The sequence below is a fragment of the Alteromonas alvinellae genome, assembly GCF_902705805.1.
Window position 1 is genome coordinate 32,779 of the sequence record NZ_CACSIH010000110.1, and the last position, 21,304, is coordinate 54,082.

At 44.8% G+C, this 21,304-nt stretch carries 16 protein-coding genes; 5 read left to right on the forward strand and 11 right to left on the reverse strand.

All coding sequences use genetic code 11. The features are described from left to right. Position 1 precedes the first annotated feature (1 nt). The 9 genes from mshL to ACX5KA_RS07265 all read right to left on the reverse strand — a co-directional run bounded on the left by mshL (position 2) and on the right by ACX5KA_RS07265 (position 8,500). A complete protein-coding gene (gene mshL, locus ACX5KA_RS07225; RefSeq protein WP_458730771.1) occupies positions 2-1,750 on the reverse strand; it encodes a pilus (MSHA type) biogenesis protein MshL in 1,749 nt (582 codons plus the stop codon). Then, the gene (locus ACX5KA_RS07230; protein WP_240485725.1) at positions 1,734-2,051 is read right to left on the reverse strand and encodes an agglutinin biogenesis protein MshK; all 318 of its coding nucleotides are present in this window, start codon (positions 2,049-2,051) and stop codon (positions 1,734-1,736) included. Before ACX5KA_RS07230 ends, mshL begins: the two co-directional genes overlap by 17 nt. A 17-nt stretch (positions 2,052-2,068) precedes the next feature. Continuing rightward, entirely contained in the window at positions 2,069-2,716 is a 648-nt protein-coding gene (locus ACX5KA_RS07235) for a type II secretion system protein M (RefSeq protein WP_039217356.1), read from the reverse strand. Continuing rightward, the gene (locus ACX5KA_RS07240; protein ID WP_039217359.1) at positions 2,691-3,317 is read right to left on the reverse strand and encodes a PilN domain-containing protein; all 627 of its coding nucleotides are present in this window, start codon (positions 3,315-3,317) and stop codon (positions 2,691-2,693) included. Before ACX5KA_RS07240 ends, ACX5KA_RS07235 begins: the two co-directional genes overlap by 26 nt. Beyond that, the gene (locus ACX5KA_RS07245) at positions 3,314-4,228 is read right to left on the reverse strand and encodes a hypothetical protein (protein WP_039217362.1); all 915 of its coding nucleotides are present in this window, start codon (positions 4,226-4,228) and stop codon (positions 3,314-3,316) included. The genes ACX5KA_RS07240 and ACX5KA_RS07245 overlap by 4 nt, the downstream gene beginning before the upstream one ends. A 166-nt stretch (positions 4,229-4,394) precedes the next feature. Continuing rightward, entirely contained in the window at positions 4,395-4,898 is a 504-nt protein-coding gene (locus ACX5KA_RS07250) for a hypothetical protein (protein ID WP_458730772.1), read from the reverse strand. A 219-nt stretch (positions 4,899-5,117) separates the two neighbouring features. After that, positions 5,118-5,669: a phosphoglycerate mutase family protein gene (locus ACX5KA_RS07255; protein ID WP_458730773.1), complete on the reverse strand. Its 552-nt coding sequence runs from the start codon at positions 5,667-5,669 to the stop codon at positions 5,118-5,120. 170 nt (positions 5,670-5,839) lie between these two features. Next, positions 5,840-7,387, reverse strand: coding sequence for a glycerol-3-phosphate dehydrogenase (gene glpD / locus ACX5KA_RS07260; RefSeq protein ID WP_039217370.1), 1,548 nt, complete (start codon positions 7,385-7,387; stop codon positions 5,840-5,842). Between the two features lie 354 nt (positions 7,388-7,741). Further along, on the reverse strand, positions 7,742-8,500 hold the full coding sequence (locus ACX5KA_RS07265) for a DeoR/GlpR family transcriptional regulator (RefSeq protein ID WP_039217371.1): 759 nt from the start codon (positions 8,498-8,500) through the stop codon (positions 7,742-7,744). A gap of 160 nt (positions 8,501-8,660) precedes the next feature. Here ACX5KA_RS07265 and glpK point away from each other — a divergent pair, with 160 nt between their 5' ends. The 5 genes from glpK to ACX5KA_RS07290 all read left to right on the forward strand — a co-directional run bounded on the left by glpK (position 8,661) and on the right by ACX5KA_RS07290 (position 19,333). Continuing rightward, positions 8,661-10,145 carry a glycerol kinase GlpK gene (gene glpK, locus ACX5KA_RS07270; protein WP_458730774.1) on the forward strand — a complete coding sequence of 495 codons (1,485 nt, stop codon included), beginning with the start codon at positions 8,661-8,663 and terminating at the stop codon, positions 10,143-10,145. Between the two features lie 449 nt (positions 10,146-10,594). Continuing rightward, complete coding sequence (locus ACX5KA_RS07275; RefSeq protein WP_458730775.1) at positions 10,595-13,252, forward strand: TonB-dependent receptor; 2,658 nt, start codon at positions 10,595-10,597, stop codon at positions 13,250-13,252. Between the two features lie 99 nt (positions 13,253-13,351). Beyond that, entirely contained in the window at positions 13,352-15,712 is a 2,361-nt protein-coding gene (locus tag ACX5KA_RS07280) for a sugar-binding domain-containing protein (RefSeq protein ID WP_458730776.1), read from the forward strand. A 10-nt stretch (positions 15,713-15,722) separates the two neighbouring features. Continuing rightward, positions 15,723-16,739: a UDP-glucose 4-epimerase GalE gene (gene galE / locus ACX5KA_RS07285; RefSeq protein WP_458730777.1), complete on the forward strand. Its 1,017-nt coding sequence runs from the start codon at positions 15,723-15,725 to the stop codon at positions 16,737-16,739. 17 nt (positions 16,740-16,756) lie between these two features. Next, positions 16,757-19,333, forward strand: coding sequence for a hypothetical protein (locus ACX5KA_RS07290; protein ID WP_458730778.1), 2,577 nt, complete (start codon positions 16,757-16,759; stop codon positions 19,331-19,333). 170 nt (positions 19,334-19,503) lie between these two features. Here ACX5KA_RS07290 and ACX5KA_RS07295 read toward each other — a convergent pair whose 3' ends face one another. Then, positions 19,504-20,478: a hypothetical protein gene (locus ACX5KA_RS07295; protein WP_458730779.1), complete on the reverse strand. Its 975-nt coding sequence runs from the start codon at positions 20,476-20,478 to the stop codon at positions 19,504-19,506. Positions 20,479-20,686: 208 nt separating this feature from the next. After that, entirely contained in the window at positions 20,687-21,271 is a 585-nt protein-coding gene (locus tag ACX5KA_RS07300) for a single-stranded DNA-binding protein (RefSeq protein ID WP_039217393.1), read from the reverse strand. Positions 21,272-21,304: the final 33 nt, after the last annotated feature.

Here is a 21,304-nt window from a genome sequence, read left to right on the forward strand (position 1 = left end):
ATTAGTTTCTATACCACTGATCAAGCAAAGACTGAGTGCGAAGGCGCTGCTTTTCCCACGTATCTGGCTGTACCACAGAGGGGCGAATAAGAATAACCAATTCGCGCTTGCTCTGGGTTTTCGCCTTGTTCTTAAACGCATTACCGATAATAGGTATATCGCCTAATAACGGAGTTTTGGATTCTTGTTCGCTAGTAACCGTTTCCATTAAACCGCCTATCACCACAATTTCACCGTCGCGGGCACGGATCACGGTGTCAGACTCTCGAATATTACTTTGTGCAAGCGGTAACAAAATCTGCTGGTCGCCAACTTGGATAACCTTTGTCTGTTCCGCTGTTTCGGTTACAGACGGGTGAACATGCAGGATCACAGAACCACTTCTGTCTATTTGTGGTGTTACATCCAGCGCAATACCAGAGAAGAACGGCGTAAGCTCGATATCATTTTCATTTTCAGTCTGGGTCGCACTCTGATCTTCACTGGTCGAAACATCAGTAACGAAGTACTCGTCTTGCCCTACTTTAATCACCGCTTTTTGGTTGTTAGTAACCGTTACACGAGGGTTACTAAGCATTTGTACGTCACCCTGGGTTTGCAGCATATTAATAACGCCGTCAAAGTCGCCTCTGGATATGCGCAACGTTGATACTCCCCCGATATCGGTAGAGATAGTATTGCCAATTGCATTTACTGCATTAATAGCGGGGTCTATACCGGCTGCGGTGTTTGCGGCAAAATTAGAAGCAAGCGCCCCACCGCTAAATCCAAAATTGAGGCTTCCTGTTAAGCCGCTTGCTATACGGTCCCATCGTACACCCTGTTGATAGCCATCGTTAAGTGTGACCTCAATAATACGTGCCTCAAGTACTACCTGGCGTTGCAGGCTTTCTTGGCTCTGATTCAAGAAATCTTTAACCACGGCAATTTCGCTTGGCAGCGCTCGAACCGTCACTAACCCGGCCTGCGGTGAAACCACAACCTGACGACCTTCAGTGGGTGAAACCAATACTTTTAACGCTTCTTTTAAGTCACTCCAAAAATCGTTTTCACTGGTGGTTTGAATGTTTGAGCCATTGAGCTGCTGTATATTGTTACCGCCAAGACCACCTTGGCCACCAAAACCACCCTGACCGCCCAGAGCGTTGCCGCTGATATTGTTGTTACCGTTAATACCGCCGTTGTTACCGCCGTTATTTTGATCTTGCTCGCTAACCCCACCCGCTATAACGCTTACATTCGATACACCAAAACGCTTGATCATAAGGAAGTTTACCGGGATAGATTCTGTCTTTAATTGAGACGGCATAACCTGGATGACCTTACCTTCTAAAAATACATCCAGCGGATACATTCTAGAAATAATCGTAAGCACGTCATCAAGCGCTACGTCTTTAAGCGTTAAGCTGATTTGCCCTGACACAGCTGGGTGTACGGCCACGCTATAAGGCGTATCTTCTACCAGCGCATCGAAGAACGGACGAACGTCCACATTATTGGCAGAAACCGTAAACATCTTCTGAGACGTAGGAGCTGGTAGCGACTGATAGCGAGCCACTTCTGACAGCAATTCTTGGTTTAACTGTGGCGGTGGCGTGGGTTTGCTGACAGGCGCATTTTGAGAACGGTTGAGTTCATCGCGAATATGAGGCTTAACTTCCTCGCCAACACCATAGGTTTGACAACCCGCGATAACAAACGCCGCAGCTAGGACCAGTGCGTTAGAAATAAGGCTATTTTTTAATTTCATATGCATACATTCTTAGTATTTTCTGCTGACGACCGTCAGTTATAATCACGTGTTTAGGGTAAATTTTAGACACAGTGAACTCGTTGAGCGTGTCACCCTCTCGATAAGATTTGCCAGAGATAATTGCGCTGTACCCAGAGCTTCGTTTGAAAATTGACTGCAACGCCAACTCGCCATCAACAAGATTACTCTCGCTTGCACTTATTCCTTTGACCAGAGCAGGTTTGGTTGGGTCGACTGCAGCAACTGCAGGCGTTAAAGCACTCCCCATCACTACCAAACTTAGAACAACGAATTTCATAACGTTACCCATTCTCCTTAAAGCGAAATGAAAGTTGCATTATTACTTACTGTCGCTAACCCTAACGTAAGTGATGCATTGGGATACTCGTCAACGTTATAAGCAAAGTCAGTTACTATGACTTTTTCAGGTGCGGCTTGAAGACGCGCTAGATAACTGCGCAAATCGAAATAACTTCCTTCGATAATTAAGCGCATATTGTGGCGGTAAAACGATGTACTCTGCGATTCACCGTCACCAAATCGAATGATTTGAGTAGGCTCTACATTGAAGTTAACTAAACGTACGTTATTTTCTTCATTTAAGAGCGTCATTAGCAGCTCAGGCATTCTGTCTGCAGCCACGAAACCTTCATTCAATGAAAGCAGTGCATTGTCGACTTCTAACAACGCTTTTCTTGCGCTATCCAGTTCCTGTTGCATACGCTGGGTGTAGTCAACGGTTAGTGCTTGTTGAATCGCGTCGCGTTGAATAACCAGTGCTTTGTATTCACTTTCTTTTCGAGTAAGGGTTTTATCTGCACCAGACATGCCATCTAGCGCGGGCGATATGCCGAACCAGAAAAACAAGTAAACAATAAGACCAAAGCTCACCCACAAGATAAGCTGCTTTTCTCTCTTTTCTAATGCAGAGAACTTATCAGAGAGCTGTTGATACTGATTCATCAGCTTCCCCTTCAAAATCGGTTGATAGTAAAAATTGCTTCACGCTTTCATCCCCGTCCACTTCGTCAAACTTCACTGACGAGAATGACTTGCCTTGGAAGAAAGGTGACTGCTGCAATTTTTTAAGCCAAACAGGTATCGACGACGGTGCTATCGTTTGCCCCGACAGGCGAATTTTCTGGGTGTCTATATTGATGCTAGTAAGCCAAAGATTTTGGTTGTGATAATCAGCTAAATCGTCCATCACTTCGCCATACTTGGTTGCGTCAAAAGACAGCTCTCCACTTTCTAAATAGGCAAGCAACTGCTTTCTGTTTTGAATCTTGGCATTCACTTGCTCAAGCTGCTGTTGCAGCGTTTTGGTATCTCGTTTTTTCTCTAGCGCATTATTAAGCGCTTTAATTTCGTTATTAATTTGAGTGGTTAACGCCGTTTGCTGCTGTATTTTTTCTTGCTTCGAGGTTAAAAGCACGTTTAAAGCAACAACAGTAATAAGCATTACGCCAAACGCTAAGCCGTTCACCCACAACACTTTTGATAAAGGTAAGCGCTCTTTTTTCGGCTTAAGAGACGGATGGTAAAGATTTATGGAACGTTTCACTGTGCATCCCTCGCGGCAACAAGCGCACTTGCCAAAGCAAAGTGACAAGTGGAGTCGACAACGTCAGCTAAATCAAGCTGCGGAACAAGTACATTCATTGCCGCAGGCTGGAAGGGCTTTAAACGTTCTATGACAGGTTCGCAATCGAACTGTGTTCTAAATAAGATCTCTTTAAGCGGCGGTTGTTTTAACTGTGATTCATAGAAATCCATTGAACGTTGGATTTCTAGACCAAGCATATCGCTTAACTGTGCTAAATCTTGTTGCGCATTGGCTTTGTTCACGAAGCCTCGTAAACGTCGCGATAACCAAATTGCACGAGAACGTACAATCATTAGAAACGGTTCGCTATTGGGCTCTTGAATAATCAGTAATCGCGCGTAATCATCGTCTGGCACCATTTCTGTTACCAAGACTTCTTTGGCATGAATATGGGTAAGCTTAACGTTTTTCGCTTTTTCCATACTTTGCACTAAAGCAGAAAGTGGCGACTTTTCGGCGGCAAATACATCAATTTTCTTTGCGCCAGTTCTTGTTTGTACCGGGTAATCAATATAGTCCAAGACCATATTGTCTGAGTCAAAAGGTACAAGTTCACCTAGCGTCCAAGGCAATGCGGTAGTGATATCCTCATCTGGTAAATCAGGCTTTTCTACCTGCACCATGTGATACATATCTTGCGAAAGTACTACAGACACCCGACACCCTTCTTTTTCAAAATCACGTAATGCGTTGCAAACTTGCTTTTCGAAAGGTTGGCGATTGTCAAAAGGAACAGAGGTTACAGAACTCAAAACATAGCCACTGTCGCCATGACTAATAGCGGTAATATGCAGTTCTTTCGCACTCACAGAAACACCTACTGTGGGCGATGCAACGTTCTTTTGAGATGAGAATAAGCCAGATAGCATATGTCTACTTAATTCGTTAGTGTCGAGTATTATCTTATTATCAACAATACCTTAAGGTGCCAGATTGTGACATGGCGCTAAGTCAAAAGTAGACTAATTATCTAAATAGAACAAATACCTACATAGGGGAATATTTATATTAATATGTATGGAATTGAAGACCTTATTAGTCTTTTAAAGGCGAAACTGAACCACTTGCTGGGTAATAGTCGAAGTAAGTTCCTTTGCTTAAGCTGTAGCGGCACCAATAGTTGTCTTCATCGACATCTAACTCTGCGTAATACCTCGCGTGAATTTTAAAGCCATCCACGCGAAGCGGAGATGCAACGACTGATTGCCAAATTTTCTCACATCCAACATCAGACAAATCCGCTGTTGGCCACCCATTGTGATTCATACGCACTGGCGTTCGGTTTATTTCGCTGCCTGAGTCGTCATAGTGTATGAGCATGATCATTGTGGTAGGTTGACGGACTCGCCATTGCCAATGAGAGGAAACAACGTGACGTTTAAACGTATCGAACTGTTTTGTTAGCGCCTTTACCGTTGTATCTTCTTCACCGATGTGAAAAAAGTTTATTGCCAAGCCCAATGAAATGGCAAAAACCAATGCAATCGATGCTTTTATAAGGTTTTTAGTAGTATCTGAATCTTTTTTGTTTTTATTCATTGGTGCATCCTCAGCCTAAACTGAAGTAATAAATCTCTATTTAGGGCCGGCTTTGTTCGCTGGATACATTACATTAAGTTGATGTAACAACAAACAGGTGCCCTGCAACATTGCTAGGTTATCGGCATTTGAAAGGAAAATTAAAGCGTCTTTAAAGAATAGGTTAAATTCTACTAAAACGTAGGAGCTTATAACCTGTAATGGTAGGGCTGTGTTAGCCTAACTTTTACAAACTACTTTTTGCAAAATTGTTACTCCCCAGAAATCGCTATCTTTCTCTTTTAGCTGCCAGCCTTTTTTTATCAATGCTTTTCGCGTGAAGTAGTTCGTCATACCATGTCCGAATAATACAACTCGAGGGTGCTTACTGCTTATATCATCGATATGCGTGGCAAGTTTTTCCACCCTTTGCTTTGCAAATTTGAAGCTTTCGAAGCGGCCCTTTGTTCCCATAAACCAAAGGGCTCTACTTAACAAAACCCAGTGCCAACTACGTAAAGTGAAAGGCAGCTTATAATAAGGAATATCCATTTCCTTTAGATATGGTAGCTCTTCATCTATTGAAGTTACGCCATAGTGAGCCGCGGTTAGTTTTGCTCTTAAGAGCGGACTCACGGCAATATAGCTATTATTAAGATGCGTTATTTGTTTTGGTTGACTGACGGGATCTAAGGGAGACTTATTGTAATTACGCACCCAGTTTGCATACTCTGCCGCATTCACTTTTTCGTTGTGAGCAGAAAGTGGCTTCCCATGGCGAATAAAAACCACTTCTTTTGGCTTACTGCTGCTTAAAACATCCCTGTTCATTGTTACTTCACTTAATTCGAATTTGCGATTCTACAAACTGCTAATATTTGTTGTTGCACTAAATTTTTTAGACCTGTTGACAACATGGCCTCACAATTACCCTATTTGATAACAGGCCCAAAGTCACGATACTAGGCGCTAGCTAATACTGGATCGGCAGTTTGCCTTTCATTAGCAGACAAATTCACTTTCTGATCGATATATTGGGACAGCGCTACTTGCTGTTCTTCACTTAAACGCAAACCATGCTTGGTTCTGCGCCAAATAACATCTTCTAGTATACACGCCCATTCACACTCAATTAGATAGTCTACTTCGGCGCTATACATTCCCGCGCCAAAGTCTACGCCCATATCGTCAGCTGAAGCTTTCCCTTTGAGGAATTTGTAGCTTAATACTCCATATTGACGTGCATAACGCTCCGCAATGTTATCTTTTAGCCATGGAAATTCATTAGTCAGTTGCTTGACTAAGGCGCTTTGACTTTCAAATGCACCACCAGGCAGAGGCACTTCTTTTGTCCATGCTTTTTTAGCTTTCGGGAAACAAGTAACCAGCTTATCAACCGCATGCTCAGCTAGTTTCCTATAGGTCGTGATTTTCCCACCAAAAATGTTCAGCAGCACTGGCTTACCGGCTTCACCTTTGAGCTCAACTTTATAGTCTCGGGTTAGCTCCTGAGCGGAAGCATTCTTTTCTTCTAATAGTGGTCTAACACCACTGTAAGAATGAACGATGTCGCTTCGGGTAACTTTTGACTTAAAGTACGTGTTTACCACCTCAATTAGATAATCAGTTTCCTCGTCTGAAATTGCAGCGTCTGATGGATTGCCTTTAAAGTCCTCATCGGTAGTTCCTACTAACGAAAAGTCCCCTTCATAAGGAATAACAAATACAATGCGCCCGTCTTTATTTTGAAGAATGTATGCTTCATCGGTATCGTAAAGTTTGGGAACAATAAAGTGGCTTCCTTTCACCATACGCATAGCATTTGGGTTGTTAACATTTACTAATCTATCTAAGAACGATACCGCCCAAGGGCCTGCAGCATTCACAATAGACTTCGCTTTTACGGTAAACGTTTTCCCTTTTGCCGTTTTAAGTTCAATACTCCACAGATCATCTTGCTTCTCGGCTTTTACACATTCAGTGCGAGTATAAATTTGTGCCCCTTGCTCTTGTGCAGCTAACGCATTAAGTACCACTAAACGTGCATCGTCAACCCAGCCGTCAGAATATTCAAAACAGGTTGTAATATCGCTAACCAGTGGGCCTTCGCTCGTGGTAGAAAGCTTACGCGAACGTGGCAGCATGTTACGTTTCGCTAAAGAGTCATATAGAAATAATCCGATTCGAATCATCCACGCTGGGCGTAGGTGCTTTTGATGTGGCAGGCGAAAGCGCAGCGGCCACATGATATGGGGTGCCTTTTTAAGCAACACTTCCCTTTCCGCTAATGCCTCTTTTACTAGGCGGAATTCATAATGTTCCAGATATCTAAGGCCACCATGAATAAGCTTACTACTTGAAGAAGACGTTGCACCGCCCAAATCGCCCTTTTCACACAACGCTACTGAAAGGCCGCGCCCCGCCGCGTCAAGCGCTACGCCAACGCCATTGACGCCGCCGCCGACAACCAAAACGTCGACTGTTTTTTCAGATTCATTGTTGTGACTCATAGTTTGCCTCTGCTGCTCTTAACATTTGCTTGCACTTTATTGCTGACCATTTGACAACCAAAAGGAAAACATGTCAACACAAAACGAACATTATCGAACATTAAAGAAAATTAAATACCCACACCGTTCGCTATTTTTGTTTAGGCAAGTGGGCACCAAGGCGAGTAATGATGGACATGGTTCGTATCTGGAAACTTACCGTTTGATAAAAATGTTATGTAGATGGGTAATGCGAGGGTTAGTCAGATAACTTGCGTGTATATAAGTAGGTTTAAACTATCGGCCCAAAATAAGAATAGGCGAGGTTACGGTGTGGTTATGACCACGTCAGTTAATGCACACGAAGGTAAACAATCACGCTTTTACAAAAGTGATGTTATTTTCTTTGATAATTTTGCTTATGCTAGCTGGCGGCGTTTTATCACAAACCAAGCAATCTACTTGTGAAATATGGCCTTGTTCAACCATAGCGCGACGTTCGAATTTGCTGTAGTCGGCCGCAAGAATAACGTGTTGAGTATGTTCTAAAATAGCTTGGGAAACTTTCACTTCTCTGAAGTCAAAGTCTAATAAAGCACCGTCTGAACTTATGCCACTTATACCAATTATGCCGTAGTCCATTCGAAACTGACTGATAAAGTCACAGGTTGCTTCACCAATTATACCGCCGTCTCGATAACGAACTTCTCCCGCCGCGATGATGACCGAGAAGTCTTCTTTGGCAGATAAAATAGTCGCCACATGTATATTGTTCGTTACAACATGTAGGTTTTTGTGGTTCAGCAACTTAGTTGCGATAAGTTCGGTGGTCGTACCGATGTTGATAAATAAAGACGCCCCATCAGGTATCATTGCCGCAACCGCTTCAGCAATTTTTTCTTTTACTTCACTATTTTGCGTTTTACGTTCTTGATAGGGTGTGTTTTCCCAACTTCGATTTAAACCCGCGCCGCCGTGATAACGACTGACTACACCAGCACCAGCCAATTGATTTAAATCTCTTCGAATTGTCTGAGGTGTAACGTCGCAAGCACTTACCAAATCATCAATAGACATAAAGCCCTGTTGCTTTATTAGCCCAACAATTTTTTCGTGTCGTTGCGTTTGGTTCATCACACATCCTCAAAGTAAAAATCGATATTGATTATACGTGCTTAAAGGAGAAGTTCCCACGATAAAACGAAAAGCAAATGTTCGTTTTCGAAAATATGCCGTTGTTAAACATCTGTAAATGATGCAAACTCTATGAAAAATCATCTTCAGGAGTGACCTTATGGGACAACATATTCTTGCCATTGACCAAGGCACAACAAGCTCTCGCAGCATCATTTTTTCTCCAAAGGGCAGTATAGACGCTATTGCACAGCAGGAATTCTCTCAAAAATATCCGAAAGATGGCTGGGTTGAGCATGATCCAGAGGAAATTTGGGAAAGCGTTGTCTCTACCCTCAAAGAAGTTTTCAATAAATGTTCATTAACACCATCAGATATCGCAGCCGTTGGTATCACTAACCAGCGCGAAACAACCTTAGTGTGGAATAAAAACACTGGCGAGCCTGTCTACCCGGCTATCGTTTGGCAAGACAGACGCACAGCCCAGCTTTGTCGTGATTTAAGCGAAGACGAAGAGCTCGTTTCACACATTACTGAATCGACAGGGCTTCTATTAGACCCTTATTTCTCTGCCACTAAAGTAGCTTGGATATTAGACAATGTAGAAGGTGCAAGACAGCAAGCCGAGGACGGAGAGCTGCTGTTTGGAACCGTAGACACGTTCCTTATATGGCGCTTAACGGGTGGTGAGTCACACAAAACTGATGCCACCAATGCCTCGCGTACAATGCTGTTCGACATCAATAACCAATGCTGGGATGAGAAGTTACTAGATAAATTCAATATCCCACGCTCAATGCTACCCGAGGTGATGGACTGTGCGGCTGACTTTGGTGTAATGAAAGAAGACATCATAGGTAGAGCTATTCCTATCCAAGGCGTAGCAGGCGACCAGCAAGCAGCATTAGTAGGCCAAGCGTGCTTTGAAAAAGGCATGGCCAAGAGCACCTACGGTACCGGCTGTTTTATGATATTGAACACTGGTGGCGCCCCTTTGCAATCGAAAAACCGATTACTCACCACCGTTGGGTATCGTTTAAACGGCAAAACGACTTATGCGCTTGAAGGCAGTATTTTTATGGCCGGCGCAACCGTTCAATGGCTCAGAGATGGCCTGAAGCTTATCGACGATGCCGCCGAATCGGAGGCACTTGCACAGCGAGCAAGACAAGATAACGGCGTGTTCCTTGTCCCGGCATTTACTGGTTTAGGCGCACCTTATTGGGATCCAGATGCCCGTGGCGCAATTTTAGGTTTAACCCGCGACACAGGCATTAGCGAAATCGTTGCTGCGGGACTTCAGTCTGTTTGCTATCAGACTAAGGACTTGCAAAAAGCAATGGAAAGCGATGGCGCTCGCCCCACAACTATTCGTGTAGATGGCGGTATGTCGCGTAATGATTGGGTTATGGGCTTTCTTTCAGACATATTGGGCGCTGAAGTAGAGCGCCCTGAGATTACGGAAACCACCGCTCTTGGTGCTGCCTTCTTAGCAGGATTACAGGCTGGTGTCTTCAATTCAATCGACGATTTAACCCATTGTTGGAAGAGTGATAGCGTTTTCACTCCAAGATTGACCAAGCAAGAACGTGATCAAGCCTATGATGGTTGGAAAGCCGCCGTCGACCGTATCCGCTGTAGTTAATTTGTAGCGGACATCGCATTAGAGCGTCTCTGAAAACCAAATCGGGCTCTCCTATTTGGCATAAAGGAAAACGATAACCCCTAATATTGGTTTTTTATTAGGCCATTATCGTTTTCCTTCCTCCTATATCGCACTGTTCTCTAAACGACCTGAAAGCTCTGTATTGAAGTGAAGACTCTTCATTCAAAAAGTCATTACAGAGCGCTAAAAATATAGCGTACAGCGTTCAAACTTACCTCAATAGTCTCCTTTGTTTACAGCCTACTATTTATTACCGTCTATAAAACATTCAATTTCTCTTAATATTTTTATGGTAAACGTTTACCCAACTATGTTATAAAGTTGTTACTGTTTATGGTAGCCATCCCTACAATCGCCTACCAGGACGCTAAAAACACACTCGACACGACTCAAGACACTATTAAAAAATTTACCTTGGGGGTAATAGAATGAAGACACAATTCAAGTTAGGTTTGACTGCACTTGCGGTAGCGCAATGCTTAAATATCAGCATTGCTTCAGCACAAGAAGCGGCCGATGCTGATAAACAAGCTGATATTGGCGAAACCGAAGTTATCACTGTCCGTGGTTTCGGTAGCACATTAACCCGTTCACTACAGCACAAAAAGTTAGCTGATTCGACGGTAGAAATTATCTCCACAGATGACCTGGGACAACTTCCCGATGTGACAATCACTGATGCTCTCGCTCGCTTACCGGGTATTGCAGCAGACCGTGATCGCGGAAACGCGAGTCAGATTTCTATTCGAGGTATGGGACCGCGCCTTAACCTTGCAACCATGAATGGCCGAGAAATTGTTAGCGGTGAACCAAGCCGTAGTGTTCGTTATGAACAATTCCCGGCGGAGCTTATTAGCTCAGTTGAAGTTTTTAAAAGCCCTTTAGCAAGTAATATAGAAGGGGGTATCTCTGGCTTGGTTAACATGCAGTTCGTTGACCCCTTGACCAAAGATGAAAGGGCCGTCAACATCAGCGGGCACTTGATGGATTACCCTTTGGCAGACGATATTCCCACAGCCGACTCCCAAGGTTATCGCGCTAATTTCAGTTATATCGACCCCATTTCAGATACATTTGGTATTGCGTTTGGCGTTGCCGTTCAAGACCAACCTTCAATTCAAAAAGATGTTACTTCGTGGGAATACAACAATGTTCCGGCTGATCAGGGGGACGTTAATGATAATGGTATCCCTGAAGCGGCCCCTTGGGGAGCACAGACAGCTACGAAAGGCGGTGACAACCAGCGAATTGGTGCAATGACGGTACTTCAGTGGTTACCAAATGAAAGTTTAGAACTAAAATATGACCTCTTTTATTCCAAATTTGATATTGAAGAACGAGAAGATCAAATCTGGTTCGACGGCTGGGGTAACTGGGGAGGCTTAAATAACTGGAACGTTGCAAATGCCAGTAACCCGCCGCAAATCATTACTAAATCCGATGGATCAGAACAAATTGTTGCGGGTGGAATGTTGTGGGGCGGTAGCCACACTGCAAATAACTCTACTTGGTTCCAGGAAAACGAACTTGTCAGTACAGGTTTAAATGCTGAATGGCTTGGCGATGTATGGAAAGTTAACGCGGATATCGGCTACTCAGAAGCGTCAATTACCTCGCGCTGGGTGAACATTCAGTCTTGGTACTGGGATGCAGATGCTGATGCAAACGGCATGGACTATAGCTGGGACACTACCACTGAACGCTTATCAATTGGCACCGGTTATGACATGAGCGATATTACAGATTACGGCCTTAACTACATGCAGGTGGACAACGACCGCCTGTTAGAAGATGAAATGGTCACTGCCAAGCTTGATTTCTCTCGGCCTATAGAGTGGGGAATTATTGATGCCATGAGCTTCGGCGGGCGTTGGACAGATAGAGAAAAAGACAATGATGTGGTTAGCTGGCAACAAAGTGTAGCCAATAGCAGTGCCAATGTAGACGCCTTTACTTACGAGCTTGGTGAAGGCTATGACGTCCCTGCGCTTTACAGCATACGAAATTGGTCAGAAGCAGCGCAGGAAGCGTTTGGCGGGATAGATAACCGCAACCAGCATACCCAGACTAATGCCGATATACTTAATAGCTGGAATGTTCAAGAAACTAATACTGCGTTATACGTCCAATTTAATCTGTTAGGTGAAATTGGCGGTATCTCGTACACGGGTAATGTAGGTGTGCGTTATATCAATACCGAATCTACTTCAACCGGTTTCCAGCAAACTGACGGGGGAGAGCTAACTGCGGTATCGATTGACCATGACTACAGTGAGGTGCTGCCTGCGCTAAACTTACGTTTTGACATTACGGAAGATTCGCAAATTCGCTTTGGACTTTCACGTGCGATATCTCGTCCGCCACTCATTGAAATGCGTACAGGCTTACAACTTAACACATCTTCTACGGTTAACACTGCTTCTGGCGGTAACCCCCAGCTAAACCCGTTCATCGCGGATCAAGTTGACTTGGGCTATGAATATTTCTTTGCTGAGGATGCTGCTCTTACCGTGTCACTCTTCTTTAAAGACCTAAAGAGTCATGTAGGTGCAGCTACAGATACACTTAATATCAATGGTGAGAGTTACCAATTTACCGGCCCTGTGAACGGTGATGGTGGCCAGATTCGCGGCGTTGAAGTGATGTACCAGCAAGCGTTTAACATGCTGCCAGAGCCTTTTGATGGTTTGGGAATTTATACCAACTACAGCTATACAGATACGAATGTGACTGAGTTTGAACCTGAAAATAACCCATTAATCATGGGTGGCTTATCTAAAAATGTAGGTAGTTTAACTCTTTGGTATTACAAAGCAGGTATTGATGCGAAGGTGTCATATAACTACCGCAGTGCATACACTAGCGTAGGTAGCTGGGATCCAGGTGCCGTTTTCACTATAGACGACGAAGCCACGGTTGATGCCAGCATTGCCTATGAAGTGACCGAAAACTTCAAAGTAATGTTACAAGGTCAGAACCTAACGAATGAAGCGTCTACGTCATACTTTGACAATGACCCTACCCGACCACGTCAATACGCTGAATGGGGACGCCGTTACTTGTTAGGCTTCCAATACGCGATGTAAGTGCGTTGTATCGGCACTGCTCTTTCAAATAAGGGCAGTGCCTTTTTGCGTTTAAGCCAACTAGGCTTATCTATTTTTGATTTCATCCAGGCTAGAGCAATGACTTCTATTTCCCGATTTAGCTTTTTACTCTGTTGTCTGTTGTGGTTAGGCGCGTGCCAGCCCTTCACGTCTTCTTCTAATCCACCGCATTCTTCATCGCATTTTCTAAGTGAAGTGGTTCCTTTCAATCAAGAATGGCAGTTTAAGAAGGCGGACGAGGCGCTTACGCCTGAGCAAATAACCCAAGCATGGGAAAATATTGCTCTTCCACATACTCCCCAGTTAGAGCCTGAAGTGGTAAATGACCAATGGCAAGGTATTGCGTGGTATCAAAAATCGTTTTCAGTGCCGGCAGAGTGGCTTGAGCAAGCGGTGTTTATTCGTTTTGAGGGAGCAATGAATGCTACAGAGGTTTGGCTTAATGATGAGAAAGTGGGTACTCACTTAGGTGGATATTTACCATTCACTTTCGATTTGAGCCCTTACCTGGTGTCAGGAATGAATACCCTTCGCGTGCGCTTAGATAACCGTGACAATGACGTGACAGGCCCGAAGCCACTTACACTGCTTGATTTTAATACCTACGGTGGCTTATATCGCGATGTTAATCTTCTTGTAAAAAATCCCTTGATGATTACTGACGAGATGCACGCTAACGAAGTGGCCGGTGGCGGTGTTTTTGTCACCTTCCCTTTAGTCGATAAAGTGAAATCTGAAGTAAACGTTAAAACACATGTAGCTAATACCAGCGGCGAAGAAAAAACTTTTACTCTAACCCAAACTTTGTCATTTGATGGAAGTGAAGTTCACAAGGTAAGCCAACAATACACCCTGGCAGCAGGTGAAAAGCGACATTTTAATCAGTTAGTTACAGTAACTGAACCTGCCTTATGGTCTCCTCAGCACCCCAATTTATACACGCTGGACACCGTATTGTCGCATGACGATACAACTATAGAACATCAATCGCGAAACATCGGTATTCGCTCGTTTGTCTTCAATGATAAAAATGAACTACTGATAAACGGTGAAAAAACCTTTCTTCGCGGCGTCAACCGCCACCAAGAATATCCGTTTGTTGGCTACGCTACCTCTGCGCAAGCTGATTACCGCGATGCCGTAAAAATCAAATCGGCGGGTTTTGATTACGTTCGATTGTCCCACTACCCTCATTCAACGGCATTTATGAAGGCGGCGGATGAACTGGGCTTAGTGCTACTGGACGCCATATTGGGCTGGCAGTATTACAACCCCACTGAAGAATTTGAAGCACATACCTTAAAAGCATGTGCCGATTTGCTACGCCGAGACCGTAATCACGCTAGCGTCATTGCATGGGAGTGCTCATTAAACGAATCAGACATGCCGGACGAATTTATCGCAGCACTATCTGATACAGTACATGCCGAATACCCTGGCGCCTATTCCGCAGGATGGGAACTCGGCTACGATATTTTTGTACAAGCCCGCCAACACCGACTGCAGCATTACGAAACACCCACAGTCCCTTACATTGTATCTGAGTACGGGGACTGGGAATATTACGCGCAAAACGCGGGTTTAAATCAGGATAGCTGGCAAGATTTGCAGGAAGATGAACGCACTAGCCGTCAATTACTAAATAGTGGTGAAAAGCGCCTGCTGCAACAGGCAAAGAACCTTCAAGAAGCCCACAATGACAACTTTACCGTACCCGCCTTTGCAGACGGTTACTGGGTAATGTTTGATTATAACCGCGGCTATGCCGATGACATTGAAGCGTCGGGTATCGCCAGTATTTATCGCCAGCCTAAATTCAGCTATTACTTTTTCCAAAGTCAACGGGATGCAAACGAACACGACCCCCGATTTGAAAGCGGCCCAATGGTCTATGTCGCAAGCAACTGGGATGAAACGTCAAGTACTGATGTGCGCGTTTTCTCAAATGCCGAGCAAGTCTCGCTTTATCTCAATGATCGCTTGATTGCGACACAAAGCCCCGACACTAACGCTTTAAGTACGTATCTAGCGCATCCGCCCTTTACCTTTTCGATCGATAAATTTGAGCCTGGCACATTGCGCGCTGAAGCGCTTATTGGCGAGAATGTTGTCGCCCGCCATAGTGTCACCACGCCTGAGCAAGCTACTGCGTTAACACTACGACTCGACACCTCAGGTATTGCTCCTACTCCCTACGTGAAAGACAAAGTATTTGTATACGCACAAATGGTAGATGCTAAGGGCAATCCTGTTCGCACAAATAATATCGAGTTGAATGCTGAAGTTGAAGGCGATATTAAATTATTAAACCAAAGCCCCATTACCACGTCACGGGGAGAAGGTGCTTTATTAATTGAAATCGGTGAAACACTTAAAAACGCCGAAATCACGGTTACTGCCAAAGGTCTAAAACCTGCAACATTGTCACTTGAAAAGTAAGGAAAGACCCATGCATATATTAGTCACTGGGGGTGCTGGCTATATCGGCTCACATACCTGTATCGCGTTAATTGAAGCAGGCCATTCTGTTGTGGTAATTGACGACTTCTCAAACAGCCACACCGAAGCACTAAGGCGGGTAGAAGATATTTGTGATACAGAGATCCCTCATTATGAGGGTGACGTGGGGGATGAAGAGCTGCTCAGACGTGTTTTCTCAGAGCACACCTTTGATGGCGTCATTCACTTCGCCGGCTCAAAAGCAGTTGGGGAATCTGTTGAAAAACCTATGCTTTATTACCGAAACAACGTTACTGCCAGCCAGACTTTAATAGAAACTATGCATCAGGCTGGCGTACAAACGTTAGTGTTTAGCTCTTCAGCGACAGTTTACGGTGACCCACAAACTGTACCTATTGTGGAAGACTTTCCCGTGGGCGCAACTAATCCCTACGGCAGAAGTAAACTCATGGTAGAGCAAATCATACAAGATTTTGCGACTTCCACCGCTCAATTTAACGGTATTATTTTGCGCTACTTTAACCCAGTGGGCGCTCACCCTTGCGGACGGATTGGAGAGGACCCTAGTGGTATCCCAAATAATTTAATGCCTTTTATTGCACAAGTGGCCGTGGGCAAGCGCTCCCATCTGGCTGTATTTGGCGATGACTACCCCACCATTGATGGTACTGGAGTGCGCGACTATATACACGTATGTGACCTAGCGGAAGGACATGTTCGCGCTTTGGAGCAATTGCACGGAAAACCGGGTAGTCATTGCTTTAATCTAGGTACGGGTAGCGGTGTTTCAGTGCTAGAGATGGTAGAAGCCTACGCGAAAGCAAGTGACCGACCTATCCCTTATCAAATTGCCCCCCGTCGCCCCGGCGATGTGGCACAGTGTTACGCCAACTCAGGTCACGCCAAAGCGGTGTTGGGATGGCAAGCCACCCGCACTTTAGAAGACATGGTGAAAGACAGTTGGCGATGGCAGTCGTCTAACCCTAACGGCTATCTCGAAGCCTAACTGGTAGGAAAGTTAAGATGTTCTCAAAAATATTCGTAACCTCAATCGTTTTGGCTACTATGAGCTTAACTACAGCAGGCTCAAGTAGCGCAGTAAGTTTGACCAATACCACGTTACCCCCTACCCCCGTGACAGTAGAAAACGGTCGGTTGTTATGGGACAACGGCGACCCAGTCTACTTGTTTGGTGCCAACTACAGTGCACCGTTTGCCTATGGTTATCGCGCTATCGCTCGGCGTGGAATCGATCACAAAGCCGCTATCGATATAGACGTGGACCATATGGCTCGGCTTAAGCTAAATGCTTATCGCATTCACGTATGGGACAAAGCCATCAGCGATAAAGAAGGCAATCTCATCGACAATGAATATCTTGAGTTATTCGATTATCTGATGATGCGCCTTCAAGAGCATGGCATTCGCGCTATCATCACTCCCATTGCATGGTGGGGAACGGGCTATCCCGAACCAGATCCCGCTGAGCCTGGATTTGCAGTGGGCTACAGCAAAAACGATATGAATGAAAAGCCTGCACTTGTTGCCGCCCAGCAGCGCTATCTGACTCAGTTTATGGCGCATAAAAACCGTTACACTGGGCAACCCCTTGGTAGCGACCCTGAAATTATCGCCTTTGAGCTTTTTAATGAGCCCAAACATCGCCTAGCCCCACGAAAGAGTGCGGCGTATATCGAAACCTTAATTAAAACCGTTAAAGACGCAGGTGTTACCAAGCCTTTGTTCTATAACATTAGTGAACAAGGTGACCAGAGAGACTTTGCCAAAGCGGTATGTAACACGTCAATAGATGGTATCGCGTATCAGTGGTATCCCACTGGTTTATTAAAATACAGTGCGTTGAATACCAATGTACTGCCTGCGGTTTCAACGTATACCAACCCATTTAGCGATATCAGTGGGTGCAGTAATAAAGCGCGTATGATTTACGAATTTGACGCAGCGGATATTACAAATAGCGTAACGTACCCCGCGATGGCACGAAGCTTTCGCGACGCGGGGTTTCAATGGGCCACTCAGTTCGCTTACGACCCTGCAGTAATTGCAGACACTAACTCAGACTACAATACGCACTACTTAAACTTATTGTATACGCCAGCGAAAGCAATAAGTCTGATGATTGCCGGTGAAGAGTTTCGTACTTTACCCCAAGACTATCACGCACCTGCGTACCCACAAAGTAACCAGTTTCATCATACGACGCTGGATTACCTCACTGATTTATCGGTGTTTGATGATACTAAACAGTTTTACTATACAAACAGCACCACTCGCAGCCCTAAAGATATCGATAGCCTCACTCACATTGCTGGGGTTGGCTCATCTGAGTTAGTTAATTACTCAGGCTCTGGCGCCTACTTTTTAGATAAACAGGGCGACAAACAATGGCGATTAGAGGTATTTCCCGATGTGATCAGTTTGCAAGATCCTCATCAGAACTCCAGTCTGAACCGTGAAGTGAGCCGCCTATCAGTCAAAGCTAATAGTATGACCCTTTCTCTACCTGGTCTAGGCCAGCGCTTTGTCGTCACTGGCATCAATGAAGGCAACGACTATCAAACTCAGGCTTCAGGGGGTAATTTCGCTGTCGCGCCTGGGGTATATTGGGTATCTGCGTCAGAGGCTAAGCCTTCAGGTGACATCGACACGGCCTATTACTTACCCCCAATCAAACCAAGTGAAACCATCGTGACTCACCAACCCCAACGTCAGCGCAATCTTGGCGAGGCATTGACCTTCACTGCCGCGGTACAAAGTGTGACACCCAACCCCACTGTTACCTTAAATATACGTTATGAGGGTCATAGTGACTTTGTTACCTTACCAATGCAACAAGAAGATAAAGGGCTTTACCACGTCACACTAGAGAACGACGATATGTGGAAACTGTCTGGTAAATTGGAATACGCCTTTACCGTTACAGATGGTGATATCACAGTAACCTACCCTGATAACCAACCTGGCAAACCACAGGATTGGGATTTCCTAAATAGCGCTTACTTTCACACATTATTGCAACCTGCAGGCAGTCCTGTACTTCTCTTTGATCCAAGCGAAGCGAGAGAGACGTTTGTACCTCCGCAAAACACTGTAAGCTGGCCGGCCTCTTCGGCCATATTGGAAGGCGAAACAGTGACGCTCAAAGTCTTTGACGATAACCTACAGACTGGTGGTCCATTACTGCGTACGGATCTCCCTAAGAATGCCACTTTGATAGATCGTTCCTTAGAGGAATATGACGCTATTGCACTACGCGTTCGTTCATTAGGCAAAAGCGACAGGTTGCAATTTGGCGTTATTGCTAACGATGGGCTGGCTTACGGCACTGATTTTACTGTAAGTGACGAATGGAAAACCTTGATTCTCCCTGTTTCGGCCCTAAAACCCACTGCGACCTTATTAACTCGTGCGTATCCTATATTTATGCCAGTTACTATGGGGCCATTTGAAGAGCAATCCCCTTTGGATATTCACCAGATCACAGGGCTTCAATTTATATTACCACCACTCAAACGCGCACCTAAAAACAGTTGGCGTGGTATTGAAGTGGGTGAAATTGCACTGGTGAAGATGGAATAAGCTAAGTTACCGTACGTATCTCCTCCATTTCCAACCTCTTGCTAAAGTGATGAGTTTGGAAATGGAGTACGGGAACACCCATGATTCAGGCGCGATGACTGGAAAAGCGGATTGGGTTGGCGTCACGTAGGATAACTTTTTAACTCACCTGATTAGTGAGTCACGCTGAACTATAGATTTTTGTTTAGCTCCAAATGAGTCGCACTATCACATGATTCGTTGAGCATAACTTTACTCCACCTTTCATCAAAAAGCGGTTTAAGAAATAAAGGGTATCCATCTGCCACAAAGTTAATGTCTCTTAAGGTTTGGCTTTTCATAGGCGTAGATGTAATGTGAGTCAGCGCGCTGTCTAGCTCACTCTTAGAACACAGTAAGCGCTTTGTTCCTCTTAGCTGCTGGGACAGTTCACTGATTTGATAAACATTAAGCGCATCGAGTTCTTCTTCTGGTAATGCTGAAAGCTCGCGGTGCCCTACATAGCCAAAGTCTATTCTTCCACTTTCCAGTAGGGCAATGGTGTGCATGCCTAAGTCTTTGCCTAACCCATTTAAACGAACCACATTGTTTTTTGTAGCCCATTGCTCAACAGTATCGGCGTATACGTTATTCACATCGTTGTAGAGTACCGTTCTCAAATTATGCTGAAGCAAAGCGCGTAAAGAAATGGACTCAAAATACCCCTGCGTTGGCTGAGACTGCGCGGTATCTAATTCATTTTTCAATGAAGGCTGAAGCGCTTTTCTTGCAACAATGAGTAGCGGTAAGTTTATAGAGGTTGGCTGGGAGTAATATCCCCACTCAGCGCGTTCTTCTTGGTAAGCGGCGCCATAAAAACAATACACTTTTTGTGCGGATTGTTGATGCTGTACCATCGACCATGCGCGTTTAACCGGATAAGCTTCAAATTGGTGGTCGTAGTTATGCAGGTGTGTAGAGAGGTACGCCATGACGTCATAGATCGGCCCTGAAGTGATACTGACACCACTGCCTTCAATTCCAAGCTCGGGTGGTCGCAACCATACTACTGTAGGCTTTTTGGAGGCGCAGCTTTCCCCTTCACATTCGCCGTCTGTTTGCGCAAACAACACGCTGCTTTTAAGACACAACAAAACAAAAGCCACCAAGGTTACTACTACTGACACTGCAAAAACCCAACCTTTTACACGTAATTCTTAAAGCTCACTCATCGCGTTTATGGGAAAACAACAATGGGAATATGATGAAATTATTTTAAGGTAATCGGGGGAAGAATGGCGGGCACCAATCTCATAATTGGGCGAACTTAGCTCAAAAAAAGAGCCGCTATTAAAGCGGCTCTTAGAATATTTTCAACACGTGAACTGTTTTTGCTTAGAACGGAATGTCATCGTCGAAGTCAAAATCTGGCTCAGCCATTGGTGGGTTCTTTGGCTGACCTTGATTGCCACCCTGAGGCGCTTGATTGTAGCCACCACCTTGGTTTGAGTTGTAGCCGCCCTGCTGACCACCACCTTGCTGTGGCGCTTGGTTATAGCCGCCCTGCGCTGGAGCTTGATTGTAACCACCTTGGTTGTTTTGAGGACGTTGGTAACCACCGTTACCGCCGCCACCTTCACCACCGCGACCACCAAGCATTTGCATTTGGTCTACGATAATTTCAGTGGTGTATCTATCTTGGCCTTGTTGATCTTGCCACTTACGCGTCTGCAATTTACCTTCAACATAAATTTGCGAGCCCTTTTTCAGGTACTCTCCGGCAATTTCTGCTAAGCGACGGTACATTGTAAGGCGGTGCCACTCAGTGCGCTCTTGAACCTGACCCTGTTGGTCTTTCCAGCTTTCGCTAGTTGCTAGGCTTAAGTTCGCAACGGCGTTTCCGTTAGGCATGTATCTAACTTCAGGATCATTGCCAAGGTTTCCAACAAGAATAACCTTATTAACGCCTTTCGTTGCCATTGATGTCTCCTGTAACGTTTTTAGTGGCTTGCT